This window comes from Pseudomonas putida (assembly GCA_029953615.1).
GTDB lineage: Bacteria > Pseudomonadota > Gammaproteobacteria > Pseudomonadales > Pseudomonadaceae > Aquipseudomonas.
In genome coordinates this window covers 5,133,864-5,149,840 of the sequence record CP124529.1, presented here as the reverse complement: position 1 = coordinate 5,149,840, position 15,977 = coordinate 5,133,864, and the positions used below count along the sequence as shown (strand labels likewise).

At 63.7% G+C, this 15,977-nt stretch carries 16 protein-coding genes; 6 read left to right on the top strand and 10 right to left on the bottom strand.

Going from position 1 to position 15,977, the window contains the following annotated elements; translation table 11 throughout:
• Nucleotides 1–9: 9 nt before the first annotated feature.
• The 10 genes from paaJ to QIY50_23530 all read right to left on the bottom strand — a co-directional run bounded on the left by paaJ (nt 10) and on the right by QIY50_23530 (nt 9,056).
• Nucleotides 10–543: a phenylacetate-CoA oxygenase subunit PaaJ gene (paaJ, locus tag QIY50_23575; protein WGV20234.1), complete on the bottom strand. Its 534-nt coding sequence runs from the start codon at nt 541–543 to the stop codon at nt 10–12.
• On the bottom strand, nt 530–1,288 hold the full coding sequence (gene paaC / locus QIY50_23570; protein ID WGV20233.1) for a phenylacetate-CoA oxygenase subunit PaaC: 759 nt from the start codon (nt 1,286–1,288) through the stop codon (nt 530–532). Before paaC (QIY50_23570) ends, paaJ begins: the two co-directional genes overlap by 14 nt.
• A gap of 8 nt (nt 1,289–1,296) precedes the next feature.
• On the bottom strand, nt 1,297–1,578 hold the full coding sequence (paaB, locus tag QIY50_23565) for a 1,2-phenylacetyl-CoA epoxidase subunit B (GenBank protein WGV20232.1): 282 nt from the start codon (nt 1,576–1,578) through the stop codon (nt 1,297–1,299).
• Between the two features lie 25 nt (nt 1,579–1,603).
• The gene (gene paaA / locus QIY50_23560; protein ID WGV20231.1) at nt 1,604–2,593 is read right to left on the bottom strand and encodes a 1,2-phenylacetyl-CoA epoxidase subunit A; all 990 of its coding nucleotides are present in this window, start codon (nt 2,591–2,593) and stop codon (nt 1,604–1,606) included.
• A 256-nt stretch (nt 2,594–2,849) separates the two neighbouring features.
• Complete coding sequence (paaF, locus tag QIY50_23555) at nt 2,850–4,169, bottom strand: phenylacetate--CoA ligase (protein ID WGV20230.1); 1,320 nt, start codon at nt 4,167–4,169, stop codon at nt 2,850–2,852.
• Between the two features lie 121 nt (nt 4,170–4,290).
• Entirely contained in the window at nt 4,291–5,511 is a 1,221-nt protein-coding gene (gene pcaF, locus QIY50_23550; GenBank protein ID WGV20229.1) for a 3-oxoadipyl-CoA thiolase, read from the bottom strand.
• Nucleotides 5,504–5,944, bottom strand: a complete 441-nt coding sequence (gene paaI, locus QIY50_23545) for a hydroxyphenylacetyl-CoA thioesterase PaaI (GenBank protein ID WGV20228.1) — start codon at nt 5,942–5,944, stop codon at nt 5,504–5,506. The genes pcaF and paaI overlap by 8 nt, the downstream gene beginning before the upstream one ends.
• On the bottom strand, nt 5,937–7,454 hold the full coding sequence (paaC, locus tag QIY50_23540; GenBank protein WGV20227.1) for a 3-hydroxyacyl-CoA dehydrogenase PaaC: 1,518 nt from the start codon (nt 7,452–7,454) through the stop codon (nt 5,937–5,939). The genes paaI and paaC (QIY50_23540) overlap by 8 nt, the downstream gene beginning before the upstream one ends.
• A gap of 2 nt (nt 7,455–7,456) precedes the next feature.
• Complete coding sequence (gene paaG, locus QIY50_23535; protein WGV20226.1) at nt 7,457–8,248, bottom strand: 2-(1,2-epoxy-1,2-dihydrophenyl)acetyl-CoA isomerase PaaG; 792 nt, start codon at nt 8,246–8,248, stop codon at nt 7,457–7,459.
• A 34-nt stretch (nt 8,249–8,282) separates the two neighbouring features.
• A complete protein-coding gene (locus tag QIY50_23530; GenBank protein ID WGV20225.1) occupies nt 8,283–9,056 on the bottom strand; it encodes a 2,3-dehydroadipyl-CoA hydratase in 774 nt (257 codons plus the stop codon).
• Nucleotides 9,057–9,410: 354 nt separating this feature from the next.
• Here QIY50_23530 and paaY point away from each other — a divergent pair, with 354 nt between their 5' ends.
• The 6 genes from paaY to QIY50_23500 all read left to right on the top strand — a co-directional run bounded on the left by paaY (nt 9,411) and on the right by QIY50_23500 (nt 15,937).
• Nucleotides 9,411–10,010, top strand: a complete 600-nt coding sequence (gene paaY, locus QIY50_23525) for a phenylacetic acid degradation protein PaaY (protein WGV20224.1) — start codon at nt 9,411–9,413, stop codon at nt 10,008–10,010.
• A 77-nt stretch (nt 10,011–10,087) separates the two neighbouring features.
• On the top strand, nt 10,088–11,011 hold the full coding sequence (gene paaX / locus QIY50_23520; GenBank protein ID WGV20223.1) for a phenylacetic acid degradation operon negative regulatory protein PaaX: 924 nt from the start codon (nt 10,088–10,090) through the stop codon (nt 11,009–11,011).
• Between the two features lie 153 nt (nt 11,012–11,164).
• Nucleotides 11,165–12,223: an AraC family transcriptional regulator gene (locus QIY50_23515; protein ID WGV20222.1), complete on the top strand. Its 1,059-nt coding sequence runs from the start codon at nt 11,165–11,167 to the stop codon at nt 12,221–12,223.
• 156 nt (nt 12,224–12,379) lie between these two features.
• Nucleotides 12,380–13,726, top strand: a complete 1,347-nt coding sequence (locus tag QIY50_23510) for an MFS transporter (protein ID WGV20221.1) — start codon at nt 12,380–12,382, stop codon at nt 13,724–13,726.
• Between the two features lie 72 nt (nt 13,727–13,798).
• A complete protein-coding gene (locus QIY50_23505; GenBank protein ID WGV20220.1) occupies nt 13,799–14,452 on the top strand; it encodes an HAD family hydrolase in 654 nt (217 codons plus the stop codon).
• A 276-nt stretch (nt 14,453–14,728) separates the two neighbouring features.
• Nucleotides 14,729–15,937: an MFS transporter gene (locus QIY50_23500; protein ID WGV20219.1), complete on the top strand. Its 1,209-nt coding sequence runs from the start codon at nt 14,729–14,731 to the stop codon at nt 15,935–15,937.
• Nucleotides 15,938–15,977 lie beyond the last annotated feature (40 nt).

Below are 15,977 nucleotides of genomic sequence, written 5' to 3'. Positions count from 1 at the left end.
CTCCACGGCTCAAATGCATTTGAAATAGTCGAACGGCTCCAGGCACTCGCGGCAGCGGTACAGCGCCTTGCAGGCCGTGGAGCCGAACTGGCTGAGCAATTCGGTATGGGCGCTGCCGCACTGCGGGCAGCACACCTGCGGCGCCTCGCCGAGCAGGCTGCGCTTGCTGGCGCTGCCCTGTGGCGGGGCGATGCCGTAGGCGCGCAGGCGCTCGCGGCCCAGTTCGCTGATCCAGTCGGTGCTCCAGGCCGGGGTCAGCCGGCGCTCAAGAACCGGCGCGGGAAAACCGGCCTGCTCCAGCGCCTGGCGGATATCGCCCTCGATCACCTCGGTGGCCGGGCAACCGGAGTAGGTCGGCGTGACGACCAGGTGCAGGTGGCCGCCGTGCCAGCCGAGGTCGCGCACGATCCCCAGATCGACCACGCTGACCACGGGCACTTCCGGGTCCATGACCTGGGCCAGTACCGCCCAGGCTCGGGCCAGGTCGTCGCCGCGTGGCGCGCGGGCGCCACGGTCGCCGGCAATCAGCTCACCAGGTTGCATCGGGGTACGCCCTCGGCAGGAACTGCATCTCGGCCAGCAGCAGGCCCAGGTGCTCGGTGTGCAGGCCTTTGCGACCGTCCAGGTAAAAGTGGCTGGCGGCCTTGGGCAGCGGCAGCTCGACCGAAGCGAAGGTCTCGCCAACCTGCTTGAGCCAGGCCGCGCCGACGGCGGCGGGGTCGGCAGCGACACCTGCTTGCGCCAGGAGCACTTCATTGTCGCTACCGGCGGCCAGTTCGACAGTGAAACGCCACAGCGCCGGAATGGCCGCGAGCATGCGTTGGCGGCTTTCTTCGGTGCCCCCGCCCAGCCGTTGTACCCACTCGCTGGAGCGGCGCAGGTGGTAGGTGACTTCCTTCAGGGCCTTGCCGGCGATACCGGCGATACGCTCGTCGTTCGAGCCGACCAGGCCCTGAAGCACGGCGAAATGCCAGGCGTCATAAAAGAACTGCTTGGTCATGGTCACGGCGAAATCGCCGTTGGGCTGTTCGACCAGCAGCAGGTTGCGATAGGCCCGCTCGTCACGGCGGAAGGCCAGGGCGTCGGCGTCACGGCCGTCATCGAGCAGCTCGGCGGCATAGTCCAGCCAGTTGCGCGCCTGGCCGACCAGGTCGAGACCGACGTTCATCAGGGCCAGTTCTTCTTCGATGGCCGGTGCGCGGCCGCACCATTCGCAAAGGCGCTGGCCCTGCACCAAGGCACTATCGCCGAGCAGCAGCAGGTAGGGGACAAGAGCTTCGTTGTGCATGGCCAACCTCACATGTGTCCGACTTCGTCGGGCAGTTCGTAGAAGCTGGCATGGCGGTAGACCTTGTCGTCTGCCGGGGCGAACAGCGGGTCTTTCTCGTCCGGGGAAGAGGCGGTGATCAGTACCGAAGGCACCACCCACAGGCTCACGCCTTCGCTGCGGCGGGTGTACAGCTCACGGGCGTTTTCGATGGCCATGGCGGCATCGGCGGCGTGCACGCTGCCGACATGCTTGTGGTTAAGTCCGTGCTTGCTGCGCACGAACACTTCGTAGAGGGTCCAGACAGACATTTTCGATCTCCGCATCAATCGCCGCTCAGGCGGCGTTCTTGTTCTGTTGCTTGCGCGCGTAGGCCACGGCGGCCTCGCGTACCCAGGCACCGTCCTCAATGGCCTTGCGCCGGGTGGCGACACGTTCCTGGTTGCATGGGCCATTGCCCTTGATCACTTCGTAGAACTCGTCCCACTGGATTTCGCCGAAGTCGTAGTGGCCGCGCTCGGCATTCCACTTCAGCTCGGGGTCGGGGGCGGTGCAGCCGAGCAGCTCGAGCTGCGGCACGGTCTGGTCGATGAAGCGCTGGCGCAGTTCATCGTTGGTCTGGCGCTTGATTTTCCAGGCCATGGACTGGGCGCTGTTGGGGGAATGCTCGTCGCTGGGGCCGAACATCATCAGGGCCGGCCACCACAGTCGGTTTATCGCGTCCTGGACCATGTCCCGCTGGGCTTGGGTGCCGTGGCGCATCATGGTCAGGAGGATTTCGTAGCCCTGGCGCTGGTGGAAGCTCTCTTCCTTGCAGATGCGGATCATGGCGCGCGAGTACGGGCCGTAGGAGGTGCGCTGCAGCACCACCTGGTTGACGATGGCGGCGCCATCCACCAGCCAGCCCACGGCGCCCATGTCGGCCCAGCTAAGGGTGGGGTAGTTGAAAATGCTCGAGTACTTGGCCTTGCCGCTGTGCAGCTTGGCGATTTCTTCGTCACGGTCGGCGCCCAGGGTTTCCATGGCGCTGTACAGGTACAGGCCGTGGCCGGCTTCGTCCTGGATCTTGGCCATCAGCTGCAGCTTGCGCTTGAGGCTGGGGGCGCGGGTGACCCAGTTGCCTTCGGGGAGCATGCCGACGATTTCCGAGTGGGCGTGCTGGGAGATCTGCCGGATCAAGGTCTGGCGATAGGCCTCGGGCATCCAGTTCTTGGCTTCGATCTTGATTTCGGCGTCGATCTTTTCCTGGAAGTTGCGCTCTTCGGGCGACATCTCTTCCAGTGACTTGACGCGCTTGACTCCGGTTTCCACTAGCTGTGCGTACATGTGCTGCGACTCCTGCTAAGGCATGAGTCATTTGTAAGCGATACAAAACATAACGTCAAACAGTTTTATGTGTATCAAATAAGATTTGTGTATCACATTCGGCCTCTTCGCGGACCTGCCCGCTCCCACAGAGACCGCGCGGGCCTAGGCTTCACTTCATTTCCTGTGGGAGCGGGCGAGCCCGCGAAGAGGCCAGCCGAAAAAACGCAAAAAAAAGCCCCGGACAATGCCGGGGCCGAAGAGGCAGCCGAATGAATCAGCTGGCCAACCGTTTGTCGAACACGTGGCAGGCCTTGCCCTCGGAACGCTTGAGCGCGCCGCAGGGCTGCAGGTGCACTTGGGTGCTGATGCCAATGTAGGTCTTGATCTGTTTGCTCAGTTCGCCAACCACAAGCTTGCGCTGGGCTTCATCGAGGTGCTGGCACTCGGCACGCAGTTCCACATGCACCTCGACACTGTCCAGGTTGCCATTGCGATACAAGTGAATCTCATAGAGTTCTGAAAGCTGTTTTATTTTCAGGACCTGTTCCTCGATCTGTGTCGGGAACACGTTGACCCCGCGAATGATCAGCATGTCATCGCTGCGGCCGGTGATCTTGCCGATCCGGCGCATCGGCCGTGCGGTGCCGGGTAGCAGGCGAGTGAGGTCACGCGTGCGGTAGCGCACCATTGGCAACGCTTCCTTGGTCAGCGAGGTGAACACCAGTTCGCCCAGTTGGCCGTCCGGCAGCACCGCGCCGGTAACTGGGTCGATGATCTCGGGGTAGAAGTGATCTTCCCAGATGGTCGGGCCATCCTTGGTTTCGATGCACTCCATCGCCACCCCAGGCCCCATGATTTCCGAAAGGCCATAAATGTCGAGGGCATCGATACCCAGCCGTTGCTCGATAGAACGGCGCAGCTCGTCGGTCCATGGCTCGGCACCGAATATACCCAGGCGCAGCTTGAGGTCTTGCGGGTCGATGCCCTGGCGCTCTATCTCGTCGGCAAGGTTGAGCATGTAGGAGGGGGTGACCATGATGATGTCGGGCTGGAAGTCGCGAATCAGCTGCACCTGCTTCTCGGTCTGGCCACCGGACATGGGGATTACCGTACAGCCCAGGCGCTCGGCCCCGTAATGCGCGCCAAGCCCGCCGGTGAACAGGCCGTAGCCGTAGGAAACATGCACCTTGTCACCCTTGCGCCCACCTGCGGCGCGGATCGAACGAGCGACCACATTGGCCCAGGTGTCGATGTCGTTCTGGGTGTAGCCGACCACGGTCGGCTTGCCGGTGGTGCCGCTGGAGGCGTGCAGGCGCACCACCTCCTGCTGGGGTACGGCGAACATCCCGTAGGGGTAGTTGTCGCGCAGGTCGTTCTTTCCGGTGAAGGGAAACTTCGCCAGGTCCTCGAGGCACTTTAGGTCGTCGGGGTGGGCGCCGCACTCGGCAAAGCGCTGGCGATACAGCGGCACGTTGTCATAGGCGTGCTTCAGGCTCCAGCGCAAGCGCTCCAGCTGGTGCTGGCGCAAGGCGTCGACACTGGCGGTTTCCATCGGGTCCAACAGGGCACGATCGGCATCATGGTACATGTTCATGGCTTCACTCGAATTGTTCTTGTACGCCGCGCGGTACCGGTTACGGGTCGCGTGGTGAGTGTCATGGAAGCAGCATATACGGCTGCGTTCGGTTCGGTAACACGCCGATGGTCCGAGCCGCTCAGAGGCGCTCGATGACCATCGCGATGCCTTGGCCGACGCCGATGCACATGGTGCACAGGGCGTAGCGTCCGGCAGTTTCTTCCAGCTCGTGCAACGCGGTGGTGACCAGGCGTGCGCCGCTCATGCCCAACGGATGGCCCAGGGCGATGGCACCGCCGTTGCGGTTGACCCGCTCGTCGTCGTCGGCCAGGCCTAGCTCGCGCAGTACCGCCAGGCCCTGGGCGGCAAATGCCTCGTTGAGTTCGATGACGTCCATGTTGGCCAGCGTCAGCCCGGTAAGCGCCAGCACCTTGCGGGTTGCCGGCACCGGGCCGATACCCATCAACCTGGGTTCGACCCCGGCCACGGCCATGCCGACGATGCGGCCGCGGGCCTTCAGGCCATGGCGGCGAGCGGCGGCGCTGCTGGCCAGCAGCAGGGCGCAGGCACCGTCGTTTACCCCGGAGGCATTGCCGGCGGTGACGCTGCCGCCTTCGCGGAATGGGGTGCCAAGCCTGGCCAACTGCTCCAGGGTGGTGTCCCCGCGGGGATGTTCGTCGTGCTCGACCACTTTGGCCGGGCCTTTGCGCTGCGCGATCTCGACCGGCACGATTTCCCGCGCCAGGCGGCCGCGTGCCTGGGCGGCGGCGGCCTTGTGCTGGCTGCGCAGGGCAAAGGCGTCCTGGTCGGCGCGGGAAATACCGAACTGTTGCGCAACGTTCTCGGCCGTTTCCGGCATCGAATCGGTGCCGAAGGCTTCCTTCATGCGTGGGTTGACGAAACGCCAGCCGATGGTGGTGTCAAACAGTTCGGCTGCGCGGCCGAACGCCTGCTCGGACTTGCCCATGACGAACGGCGCGCGCGACATCGACTCCACGCCGCCGGCCAGCATCAGCCCGGCTTCGCCGCAGCGCAGGGCGCGGGCCGCATTGCCGATGGCGTCCAGGCCGGAACCACACAGGCGGTTGATGGTGGTGCCCGGCACTTCGATCGGCAGCCCGGCCAGCAAGCTGGCCATGTGCGCGACGTTGCGGTTGTCCTCGCCAGCCTGGTTGGCACAGCCAAGGATGACGTCGTCGATGGCTTTCCAGTCCAGTTCAGGGTGGCGCTGGATCAGGGCCTTGAGCGGAATGGCGGCCAGGTCATCGGTGCGCACGCCGCTCAATGCGCCGGCATATCGACCAATGGGGGTGCGCACGGCGTCGATGATCAGGGCATCGGCCAGGGTGTGTTCAGTCATCTTGCGTCTCCTGCGCCAGCACGGTGCCGCGCACTTTGTAGGACTTGCCATGGAACATCGCCACCAGCTCGCCGCGCTGGTTCTCGATGCGGACGTGGTACAGGCCGGTGCGGCCCTTGCGGCTGACCTCGCTGGCGCGGGCGGTAAGCACGTCATCGCGCAGCGCCGGTGCCAGGTAGTCGATGCTGCAGCCCAGGGCGACGGTGGCCTGGTCGTAACTGTTGCAGGCGAAGGCAAACGCCGAGTCGGCCAGGGCGAACAGGAAGCCGCCATGGCAGGTGCCATGCCCCTGGATCATCTCGGCGCGTACCGGCATGCGCAGGCATGCCTGGCCCGGGCCGGCTTCCAGCAGGCGGATGCCCAGGCCCTGGGTGGCCTGGTCGCGGGCGTACATGGCCTCGGCACAGGCTTGTGCCAGTTCGACTTCAGTCATGCAAGGTGCCTCCTTTGGCTTCGCAGCGGCGTAACAGCAGGGAAGGGCGGTAGCGGCTCTCGCCGTAGCTGCGCTGCAGGTTGTCGAGCACACGCAGGGTGTGGGAGATGCCGATGCTCGCGGCCCAGGCCAGCGGGCCGCGGGGGTAATTGACACCGGCACGCATGGCCAGGTCGATGTCGGCGGCGCTGCCGACCCCTTGCAGCACGGCGTCGGCGGCCTCGTTGGCGAGCATCGCCACGGTACGCAGCACCACCAGCCCGGGCAGGTCAGCGACCGCCGTTACCTTCAGGCCGGCGCGCTGCAGCAGCGCAACCGCCTGGTTGCGGGCATTGTCGCTGGTGTCGGCCGACCAGCTGATGGCGAGGCGGGTGGCGGTGGCGTAGTCGAGGGCCAGGTCAAGCAGCACCAGGTTGCGCACGCCGTCTTCGCGGGCGCGCTGGCTGGCCAGGCGGCCATCGGACAGTGCCAGGGTGGCATCGCCCACCTGGATCAGGCCGCAGCCGGCGCGCCGGGTCACGGCGACGCCATTCTGGCGCAGGCGCTCCACCAGCGGCTGCATCACCCCCAGGTCGCCTTCGACGACGCACGCTTCGGCCACGGCGCAGCTTTGCAGTTCAGCTGGCTGTGGGCGTTCGGATCCTTCGGTATAGCTATAGAAGCCTTGGCCGGTCTTGCGCCCGAGCCGGCCCGCATCCACCAGCTCTTTTTGCAGCAGCGAAGGCTGGAAGCGGAAGTCACCATAGAACGCATCGAAAACCGAGCAGGTCACCGCGTAATTGACATCGTGGCCGATCAGGTCGGTAAGTTCGAACGCCCCCATGCGAAAACCGCCGGCATCACGCAGCAGCGCATCGAGGCTGGCGCAATCGGCTGCGCCTTCCTGCAGCAGGCGCAGGCTTTCGGCGTAGAACGGCCGTGCCACGCGGTTGACGATGAAGCCCGGCGTGGAGCGCGCGTGCACCGGCTGCTTGCCCCAGGCCTGGGCGGTGGCATGAATGCACGCGGCAACGGCCGGGGCAGTGGCCAGGCCTGAAACCACTTCGACCAGGGCCATCAGCGGCGCCGGGTTGAAGAAGTGCATGCCGACCACCTGGTGCGGGCGTTGCAGCCCGGCAGCCAGACCAGTGATGGACAGTGACGAGGTGTTGCTGGCGAGGATGCAGTCAGTGGCGCACAGGGCTTCAAGCTGGCTGAACAGCGCCTGTTTGACCTGTAGGTTCTCGACGATGGCCTCGATCACAAGCCCGGCATCGGCCAGGGCTTCGAGGGCGTCCACCGGGCACAGGCGGGCGCTGATCGCCTCTCGCTCGGCAGCCTGCAACTTGCCTTTTTCCACCAGGCGGGCCAGTTGCCGGTCAATACCGGCCACCGCCAGGGCAGCAGCGCCGGGACGGTTGTCGTAGAGCTTTACCGGGTGGCCAGCCTGCGCCGCGACCTGGGCGATGCCAGCGCCCATGGCGCCCGCACCGATCACCGCCACCTGCGCATTGCTTGTGAGTGCGCTCATGATCAACGCCCCTTGAATGCCGGTATGCGCTTGTTCATGAAGGCACTCACGCCTTCGCGGTAGTCCTCGCTGCGCCCGGCCAGGCGCTGCAGGTCGCGCTCCAGCTCCAGCTGCTGATCGAAACCGTTGTCGAAACTGGCGTTGAGGGCGCGCTTGATCAGGGCCAGGCCGTAGGTAGGCTGGGCGGCGAGCTGGCGGGCGAGGGTGAGGGCCTCGTCGCGCAGTGCGGCATCGTCCACTACACGGTGGATCAACCCCCATTGCTGGGCCTGTTCGGCGCCCAGGCGCTCGCCGAGCATGGCCAGGGCCTTGGCCCGCGCCATGCCGACCAGGCGTGGCAGCAGCCAGGTGCCGCCGGAGTCGGGTACCAGGCCGATCTTGCAGAAGGCCTGGATGAAGCTGGCCGAGCGGGCGGCCAGCACCAGGTCGCAGGCGAGCGGGATGTTGGCACCGGCGCCGGCAGCCACACCGTTGACCGCACAGACCACCGGCAGCGGCAGGTCGCGCAGAGTGCGTACCAGCGGGTTGTAGAACTTGTCGATCGATTCGCCCAGGTCCGGCATTTCGGCGCCCGGGGCGACGTTGCGATCGGACAGATCCTGGCCGGCGCAGAAACCACGGCCTTCGGCAGTCAGCAACAACACCCGCGCTTCGCCGCTCTGGCGCACGTGCTTGAGCGCCTCACGCACTTCCAGGTGCATGGCGGTATTGAAGCTGTTCAGCTGTTCGGGGCGATTCAACGAGAGGAGGGCGACGCCGTCCTCGATGGAAAAAAGAATGTGCTGGAAAGGCATGACAGACTCGCTCCGTCAGTCGAGGGAAAGATGATCAGCAGCCCTGGAAGCGGGCCTGGCGTTTTTCCTGGAAGGCACGGATGCCTTCGTCGCGGTCGGCGGTGCCGGCCAGCAAGGTGAATGCGTGGCGTTCGAAGCGCAGGCCGCTGGCCAGGTCGGTATCGCCGGCCTTGAGCAGTGCTTCCTTGGCCAGGCGCACCGCCAGCGGGGCCTTTGCGGCGATACTACGGGCGATGTGCAGGGCACGCTCTACGGTGAGTTCCGGCTGGGTGATTTCGCTGACCAGGCCCGCCTGCAAGGCGTGCCGGGCGGTGATGGCCTCGCCGGTCAGCACCATTTGCATGGCCAGCGGCTTGCCTACGGCCCGCACCAGACGCTGGGTGCCACCGGCGCCGGGAATGATGCCGAGGTTGATTTCCGGCTGGCCGAAACGGGCGTCGCTGCCGGCGATGACGATATCCGCGCACATCACCAGTTCGCAGCCGCCACCCAGGGCGTAGCCGTTGACCGCGGCGATCAGCGGCTTGGCGAAGGCGGCAATGCTTTGCCAGTGGGCCACACGAGGGTCGTTGAGGATGCCGACCAGGTCGCGCTCGGCCATCTCGCGGATGTCGGCGCCGGCGGCGAACGCCTTGCGGCTGCCGGTGATAACCACCGCGCAAGTCTGTTCGTCTTGCCCGGCCGCATACAGTGCAGCGGCCAGCTCTGCCAGTAACTCGGTACACAGGGCGTTGAGAGCCTCGGGCCGTTGCAGGGTAATGAGCTGGACGCCGTGTTCGGGCGCCTGCACATCGAGATATCGCGGCATGTCGGGTTCCTCTGGCTGCACGCACGGCACCTCGTGGGGCCGGCTTTTCTTGGAATTGTTTGCAGGGGCGCGATGCAGAAGCACGCCTAGGTGGAACCAGTATATGCGCAATACGATACACATATGCAACGACAAAAATTGGAAGGTGTATCTCATTCAGTGCCATTGGCGGTCTACGCCTAATGGAAACTATTGCTGTTGAAACGTTTCATCTATGATATTTGTCGAAATATACCGCAATTTAGGCGAAAGGATTCGCGTCATCAAAAGCGATACAAGCGCCTGGCGATTGACGATCAAATAATTTGTGATACAAGTTCTCCGTGCATTTCAAATCATTTCAGGAGCTTTGCCATGCCTTGCTACCGACTGGACGGCCTGACGCCCGTGGTCCACCCGACAGCCTATGTACACCCCAGCGCCGTGCTGATCGGTGATGTCATCGTCGGCCCTCGTTGCTACGTCGGCCCACTGGCATCGCTACGGGGGGACTTCGGCCGTATCGTGCTGGAGGAGGGCGCCAACCTGCAGGACACATGCGTGATGCATGGTTTCCCGGGGGGTGACACGGTTGTCGAACGCAACGGGCATATCGGGCATGGTGCCGTGCTGCATGGCTGCCGGGTGGGCGCTGACGCCTTGATCGGCATGAACGCGGTGGTGATGGATGGTGCTCATGTGGCGCCACGCTGCATCGTTGCCGCCACGGCATTCGTCAAGGCGGGCTTCGAATGCGCCGCGCAAAGCCTGGTGATGGGGTCGCCAGCCCAGGTCAAGCGCCCGCTGACCGAACACGAACTGGCCTGGAAGCAGCGCGGCACGGTGGAGTACCAGCACCTGGCGCGACGCTGCATGAACAGCATGGTTGAATGCCCGCCATTGGCCGAGGTCGAGCCCGAGCGCCCGCGCATGGAAGACACCGGCGTCAGGCCCAAAGGGCAGACATCGGCATGAGCCTGGCTGCGTCACGCAATGGCCAGGCGGCCCGCCGCGCAGGTATAGTCGGTGCTTTATCCCCGCACAGTTCGCCCATGAGCAATCTCGCCCCACTGAACAACCTGATCACCCGCTTCCAGGAACAGACGCCGATCCGCGCCAGCTCCCTGATCATCACTTTGTACGGTGACGCCATCGAACCTCACGGCGGAACCGTCTGGCTGGGTAGCCTGATCAACCTGCTGGAGCCGATCGGCATCAACGAGCGCCTGATCCGCACGTCGATCTTCCGCCTTACCAAGGAAGGCTGGCTCACCGCGGAAAAGGTTGGCCGTCGCAGCTACTACAGCCTGACCGGTACGGGCCGGCGGCGGTTCGAGAAAGCCTTCAAACGGGTCTATAGCCCCAGCCAGCCAGCGTGGGACGGTGCCTGGACGCTGGTGTTGCTCTCGCAACTGGAGGCCGGCAAGCGCAAGGTGTTGCGTGAGGAGCTGGAGTGGCAGGGGTTTGGCGCCATGGCACCGAACTTGTTGGGTTGCCCGCGGGCAGACCGCGCTGACCTGGCCGCCACCTTGCGGGACCTGGAGGCAAGTGACGACAGCATCGTCTTCGAAACCCATACCCAGGAGGTACTCGCCTCCAAGGCCATGCGCGCCCAGGTGCGGGAAAGCTGGCGTATCGACGAACTGGGGCAACAGTACAGCGAGTTCATCCAGTTGTTCAGGCCGCTATGGCAAGGTTTGAAAGAGCAGCCACAGCTCGATGCCCAGGACTGCTTCCTGGCGCGCACGCTGCTGATTCACGAATACCGCCGGCTACTGCTGCGCGACCCGCAACTACCAGACGAGCTGTTGCCTGGGGATTGGGAGGGAAGGGCTGCGCGGCAGTTGTGCCGCAACCTCTATCGCCTTGTGTTTGCCAAGGCGGAAGAATGGCTGAATGCCGCGCTGGAGACGGCTGATGGGCCTTTGCCGGATGTAAATGAGGGTTTCTATAGGCGTTTTGGCGGGCTTGTTTAAGGGTAGGGCGCAGAAACGGTCAGAGTGTTACGTGATGTTACCCATTACCCCAGTTCAGTTGCGACCTTCTGGCTGTAAAGCGCCTGGTTGAGGCAAGAAGGCAGGGCATGGTGTTTGCATTGCTCAGGGCTCGAACCTCAGCTGGTATAGACCATGAGCTCACCACTGCACTGCTGCACCCGCTCGCCAGTCGCGGGCAACCTCGGCGTCCTGTCGGCTGCTGCCAGTGGTCTGGAGGGTTTCGTCACAAGTGTCGGAGGCGACATTGACCTGATACTGGGGCGCGCCGGGGTCGATCCCGAGATTCTGCGACAACCCACGCTCAGCCTGCCGCTCACCAATTACTGCCAGGTGCTGGAAGAGGCGGCCCGCCAGTCACACTGCGACAACTTCGGTTTGCACTACGGTCTGCAGTTTCAGCCCCAGGCCCTTGGGCTACTGGGTTATGTGGGGTTGTTTTCCAACAGGCTGGAGGAGGCCCTGCGCAATTTCGCGGCGGCGTTTCCTTACCACCAGCACGATACCTTGATACGGCTGGTCGATTGCGGCAAGTGCTATCGCTTCGATTACCAGGTTCGGCACAGCGCCATTCTGGAGCGTCGACAGGATGCCGAACTGACCATGGGCATGGTGCTCAACCTGATACGCCACGTGCTGGGCAAGGACTGGGCACCGTTCGCGGTCAGTTTCGAGCATGCTCGCCCACACGACTGGCAGGTGCATCAGCAGGCGTTCGGCGCGCCTGTCTATTTTGGCCGCGGTTGCAACTCGATGCTCGTCCCCAAGGCTGATCTCAAAGACCAGTGGATGCCAGAGCGCGATGCCAATTTGCTGTTTCTGGTCCAGAACGTGCTCCAGCGCCTGGGCGCGCCCGATCAGCGGCGCAGCCTGCTGGATGAGGCTGACGCTCAGGTGCGCCTTGCCCTGAGCCGCGGAGAGCCTTGCCTGGAGACTATCGCGCAGGCACTGGAGCTCAGTGCGGCCGGGCTGCAGCGCCACCTGCGTGAGGCGGGCTTGAGCTTCAGCCAGCTGGTCGAAAGAGTCCGCCGGGAACTTGCAGTGCACTACCTGCGACAGCCGAAACGGCCGGTGTCCGACCTGGCCGGGTTGCTCGGGTACTCCGAGACCAGTGCGTTCTCCCGTGCTTTTCGCCGCTGGTTTGGCGTAAGCCCGCGGCAGTGGCGTAGCGAAGACTGCCGGACTGGAAATTGACTTTGCACGCAGAACACGCCTGCGCAGGGTCAAGTCTTGGTCTAGACCAGCCTATAAGATCAACTTCGCAAGCTCCGGAGATTTTCCGGCAGGCGCCTTGATCGAGCAGAGCAGGGGGCCAGACCTACGTCGCGGTAATCAACAGAGGACAACAACATGTACAAGAGTCCTGAGAACGTCCGCCATGAATGGAAATCGCTTCAACGCTGGCGCGTTCAGATATTCATCATCACGTGGCTGGCCTATGCCGCGTTCTATTTCACCCGCAAGGCCTTTTCGGTTGCCAAGCTGGGAATCGCCGAAGATCCCGGCTTCATGCTCGACAAAGCGGCCATGGCCAACCTCGACGCGCTGTATCTGGCTGCCTACGCCGTAGGCCAGTTCGCATGGGGTATCTTCGCTGACCGTTACGGCACCCGCGTCGTCGTGCTTGGCGGACTGGTGGTGTCGGCCCTGGCCGCACTGGCCATGGGCACTTTCGCGACTTTACCGATCTTCGCCAGCTGCATGGTGATCCAGGGCTTGGCGCAATCCACGGGTTGGTCTGGGCTGTGCAAGAACATCGGATGCTTCTTCGCCACCCGTGAGCGCGGTCGAGTGCTGGGCTACTGGAGCACCTGCTACGCGTTCGGCGGCCTGGTCGCAACGCCGTTCGCCGGCTGGTGGGCGTACCAGATCTCCCATGACTGGCGCATGGCGTTCATTTCCTCGGCGGGCGTCGTACTGATGGTGGCCGTGCTGTTCTTCCTGTTGCAACGCAATCGCCCGCAGGATGCAGGATTGCCCGCCGTCGAAGACGAGGGCGAGCCGGCCGGGCGCACTGACGCGCACCAGGAGAACTACTGGGCGGCGCTGCGCAAGGTGCTCGCCAACCGCACGGTCCTGGTACTGGGGATGGCGTATTTCCTGCTAAAGCCTGCTCGCTACGCAATCCTGATGTGGGGGCCGGTGATCGTTTACGAACGCATGCCAAGTATCGGCAAAGTCGCTTCGGCCATTGTGCCGTCTGCGTTCGAAGTCGCGGGGTTGGTCGGCCCGATTCTAATCGGAATCGCCTCCGACAAACTATTTGGCGCTCGGCGCATGCCGGCCTGCGTGATCAGCCTGATGGCGCTGACCGTGTGGCTGATACTGTTCGTGCCGACCATGCAGAGCGGCAACCTCTATCTGGTGGTCGGCTTGCTGTTCATGATGGGCGTCACGTTGTATGGCCCTGACTCAATGATCAGCGGCGCCGCCGCCATTGATTTCGGCACCAGCGAGTCCGCGGGCACCGCAACAGGCTTCGTCAACGGATGCGGTTCGGTGGGGGCGATCCTCGGCGGGCTGCTGCCTGGCTATTTCGACACCATCACGGTGTTCTTCGTCTTCACCGGTGCTGCGTTGCTCGCCAGTTTGCTGCTGGTGCCGTTCTGGAACAGCCGCCCAGCAAGTCAGGCGACTATCAGTGAACTCGAGACGACGCCTGGCGGTGTCGCGACACCCACGCAAACCACTCGCTGATGCCACTGTCATTCCACCCGGCGAAGGCAGAAAAGGCCATCGCCCTTCGACTTTGTACCCTGGAGGTGGCCGATGGCCCTCGCATTGTTTGATCTGGACGACACCCTTATCGATGGCGACTGTGCCAGCCTGTGGAGCAGCCATATGGCCGCGCTCGGCTGGGTCGACGGGCCGAGCTTCATCGAGCGCGACCGTGAACTGATGGCGCTCTATGCCCAAGGCAAGTTGGCCATGGAGGCGTACATGACCTTCAGCCTCTCGCCGTTGGTGGGCCGCACGATAGAGGAGGTGGCCGAGGCGGTGGCTCCCTTCGTGGAAGATGTCATCGTCCCGCGCATTCACGATGACGCCATTGCCTGCTTGGCGCGCCATCGCGAAGAGGGTGACCGCCTGCTGATCATTTCAGCGTCTGCGCACTTCCTGGTGAGCCGCATCGCCAGGCAACTGGGGGTAGAAGAAGTGCTGGCGATTGACCTGGAACACCAGCAGGGCGCCTATACCGGCAATACCAGCGGGATACTGACGTACCGGGACGGCAAGGTGACGCGGCTTCACAGTTGGCTGCAAGAGCAGGGCGCGGGGCTGGATGGTGCCTACTTCTACTCGGATTCACGCAATGACCTGCCACTGCTTTCACTGGTCGCCAAACCACATACCGTCAATCCTGATCCGGTGCTGCGGGCGCACGCTGACGCGGCGGGATGGCCGATTCTGCGGTGGCATTGAGAGGTGTGAAGAGGAAGACAGGGAGGGAAATTCATATAACTAAACAAAATGAGTATTTAGTTTAGTTATTACTTTAAGTCATTACAAAAACAGGGTAGCTCATCTGCTGATCCAGGGGTAGCTCATACGTGATTGCTAACGCTCAGGTTTTCCTGGCAGGATCATGATGCTTTACATTCAGCGCGTATGATAATAGGGTTCTAATCATACGCAATGTATGTAATCGTGCGCTGGCGCATGACTGCGCGAGGGCCTTTTCGATAAGGAGAATCGAGTATGTTCAGTACCTATCGCGAGTTGTTCCAGGCCAAGGGGGCCAAGGGCTTTGCCCTGGCAGGCCTGGTGGCCCGGCTACCTTTGCCGATGACCGGCATCGGGATCATCACCATGTTGTCGCAGATTTCCGGCAGTTACGGCTTGGCGGGTGCGGTGGCAGCCACCTTCGTGCTGACCTATGCGCTGATGTCGCCACAGATCTCGCGCTTGGTCGACCGCCACGGCCAGCGCCGGGTATTGCCAGCCGCCGCCGGGATCAGCGTACTGGGCATCCTCTTGCTGCTGGCTTGCAGCTATTGGCGGCTGGCGGAGTGGACGCTGTTCGTCGGCGCCGCGCTTGCCGGCTTCATGCCCAGCATGTCGGCGATGGTCCGCGCGCGCTGGACCGCGATCTACCGCGGCAAGGCGCAACTGCAAACCGCCTATTCGCTGGAAACCGTTCTCGACGAAGTTACCTTCATTGCCGGCCCGCCGATTTCGGTGGGTTTGAGCGTGGCGGTACTGCCACAGGCCGGGCCATTGGCTGCCGCCGTGCTCTTGGCCATCGGGGTGATCGCCCTGTCGGTGCAGGTCGGCAGCGAGCCGCCGGTGGAGGCCGAAGCCGTCACCGGTCAAGGCAGCAATTCCGTGTTCCGGCTGGCCGACGTGCGCCTGCTGACCTTGCTGATGGTCGCCATGGGCGTGATAGTCGGTACCGTCGACATCGTCAGCGTGGCATTCGCCGAGCAGATGGGCATGCCGGCGGCGGCTAGCGTAGTGCTGTCCTGCTATGCCATCGGCTCTTGCGTTGCCGGGCTGATGTTCGGTGCACTGAAACTCGATACACCGCTACACAAGCTGCTCCTGCTGGGCGGGCTGGCGACCGCGGCGACAACCTTGCCGCTGCTGCTGGCGGGAAACATTGTCGGATTGGCCGGCGCCGTGCTGGTCGCGGGCCTGTTCTTTGCCCCGACCATGATCGTGGCGATGTCGTTGGTAGAACGCATCGTCCCCGAAAGCAAGCTGACCGAAGGCATGACCTGGTTGCTCGCCGGCCTCAACGTTGGTGTGGCCGGCGGCGCAGCGGCCTCGGGGCAGGTGGTTGATGCATGGGGCGCCAAGACCGGATTCAACGTGGCCTTGGCCGCAGGGGCCGCAGTGTTGCTGGTCGCACTCTGGGGCTACCAGCGCGTGCGCGCCCGTGCCCAGCAGGCGTCATATTCGGTTTGACCGCTTTGAGACTGGCGGCTGGCTATTTGGCCTGGGCTCG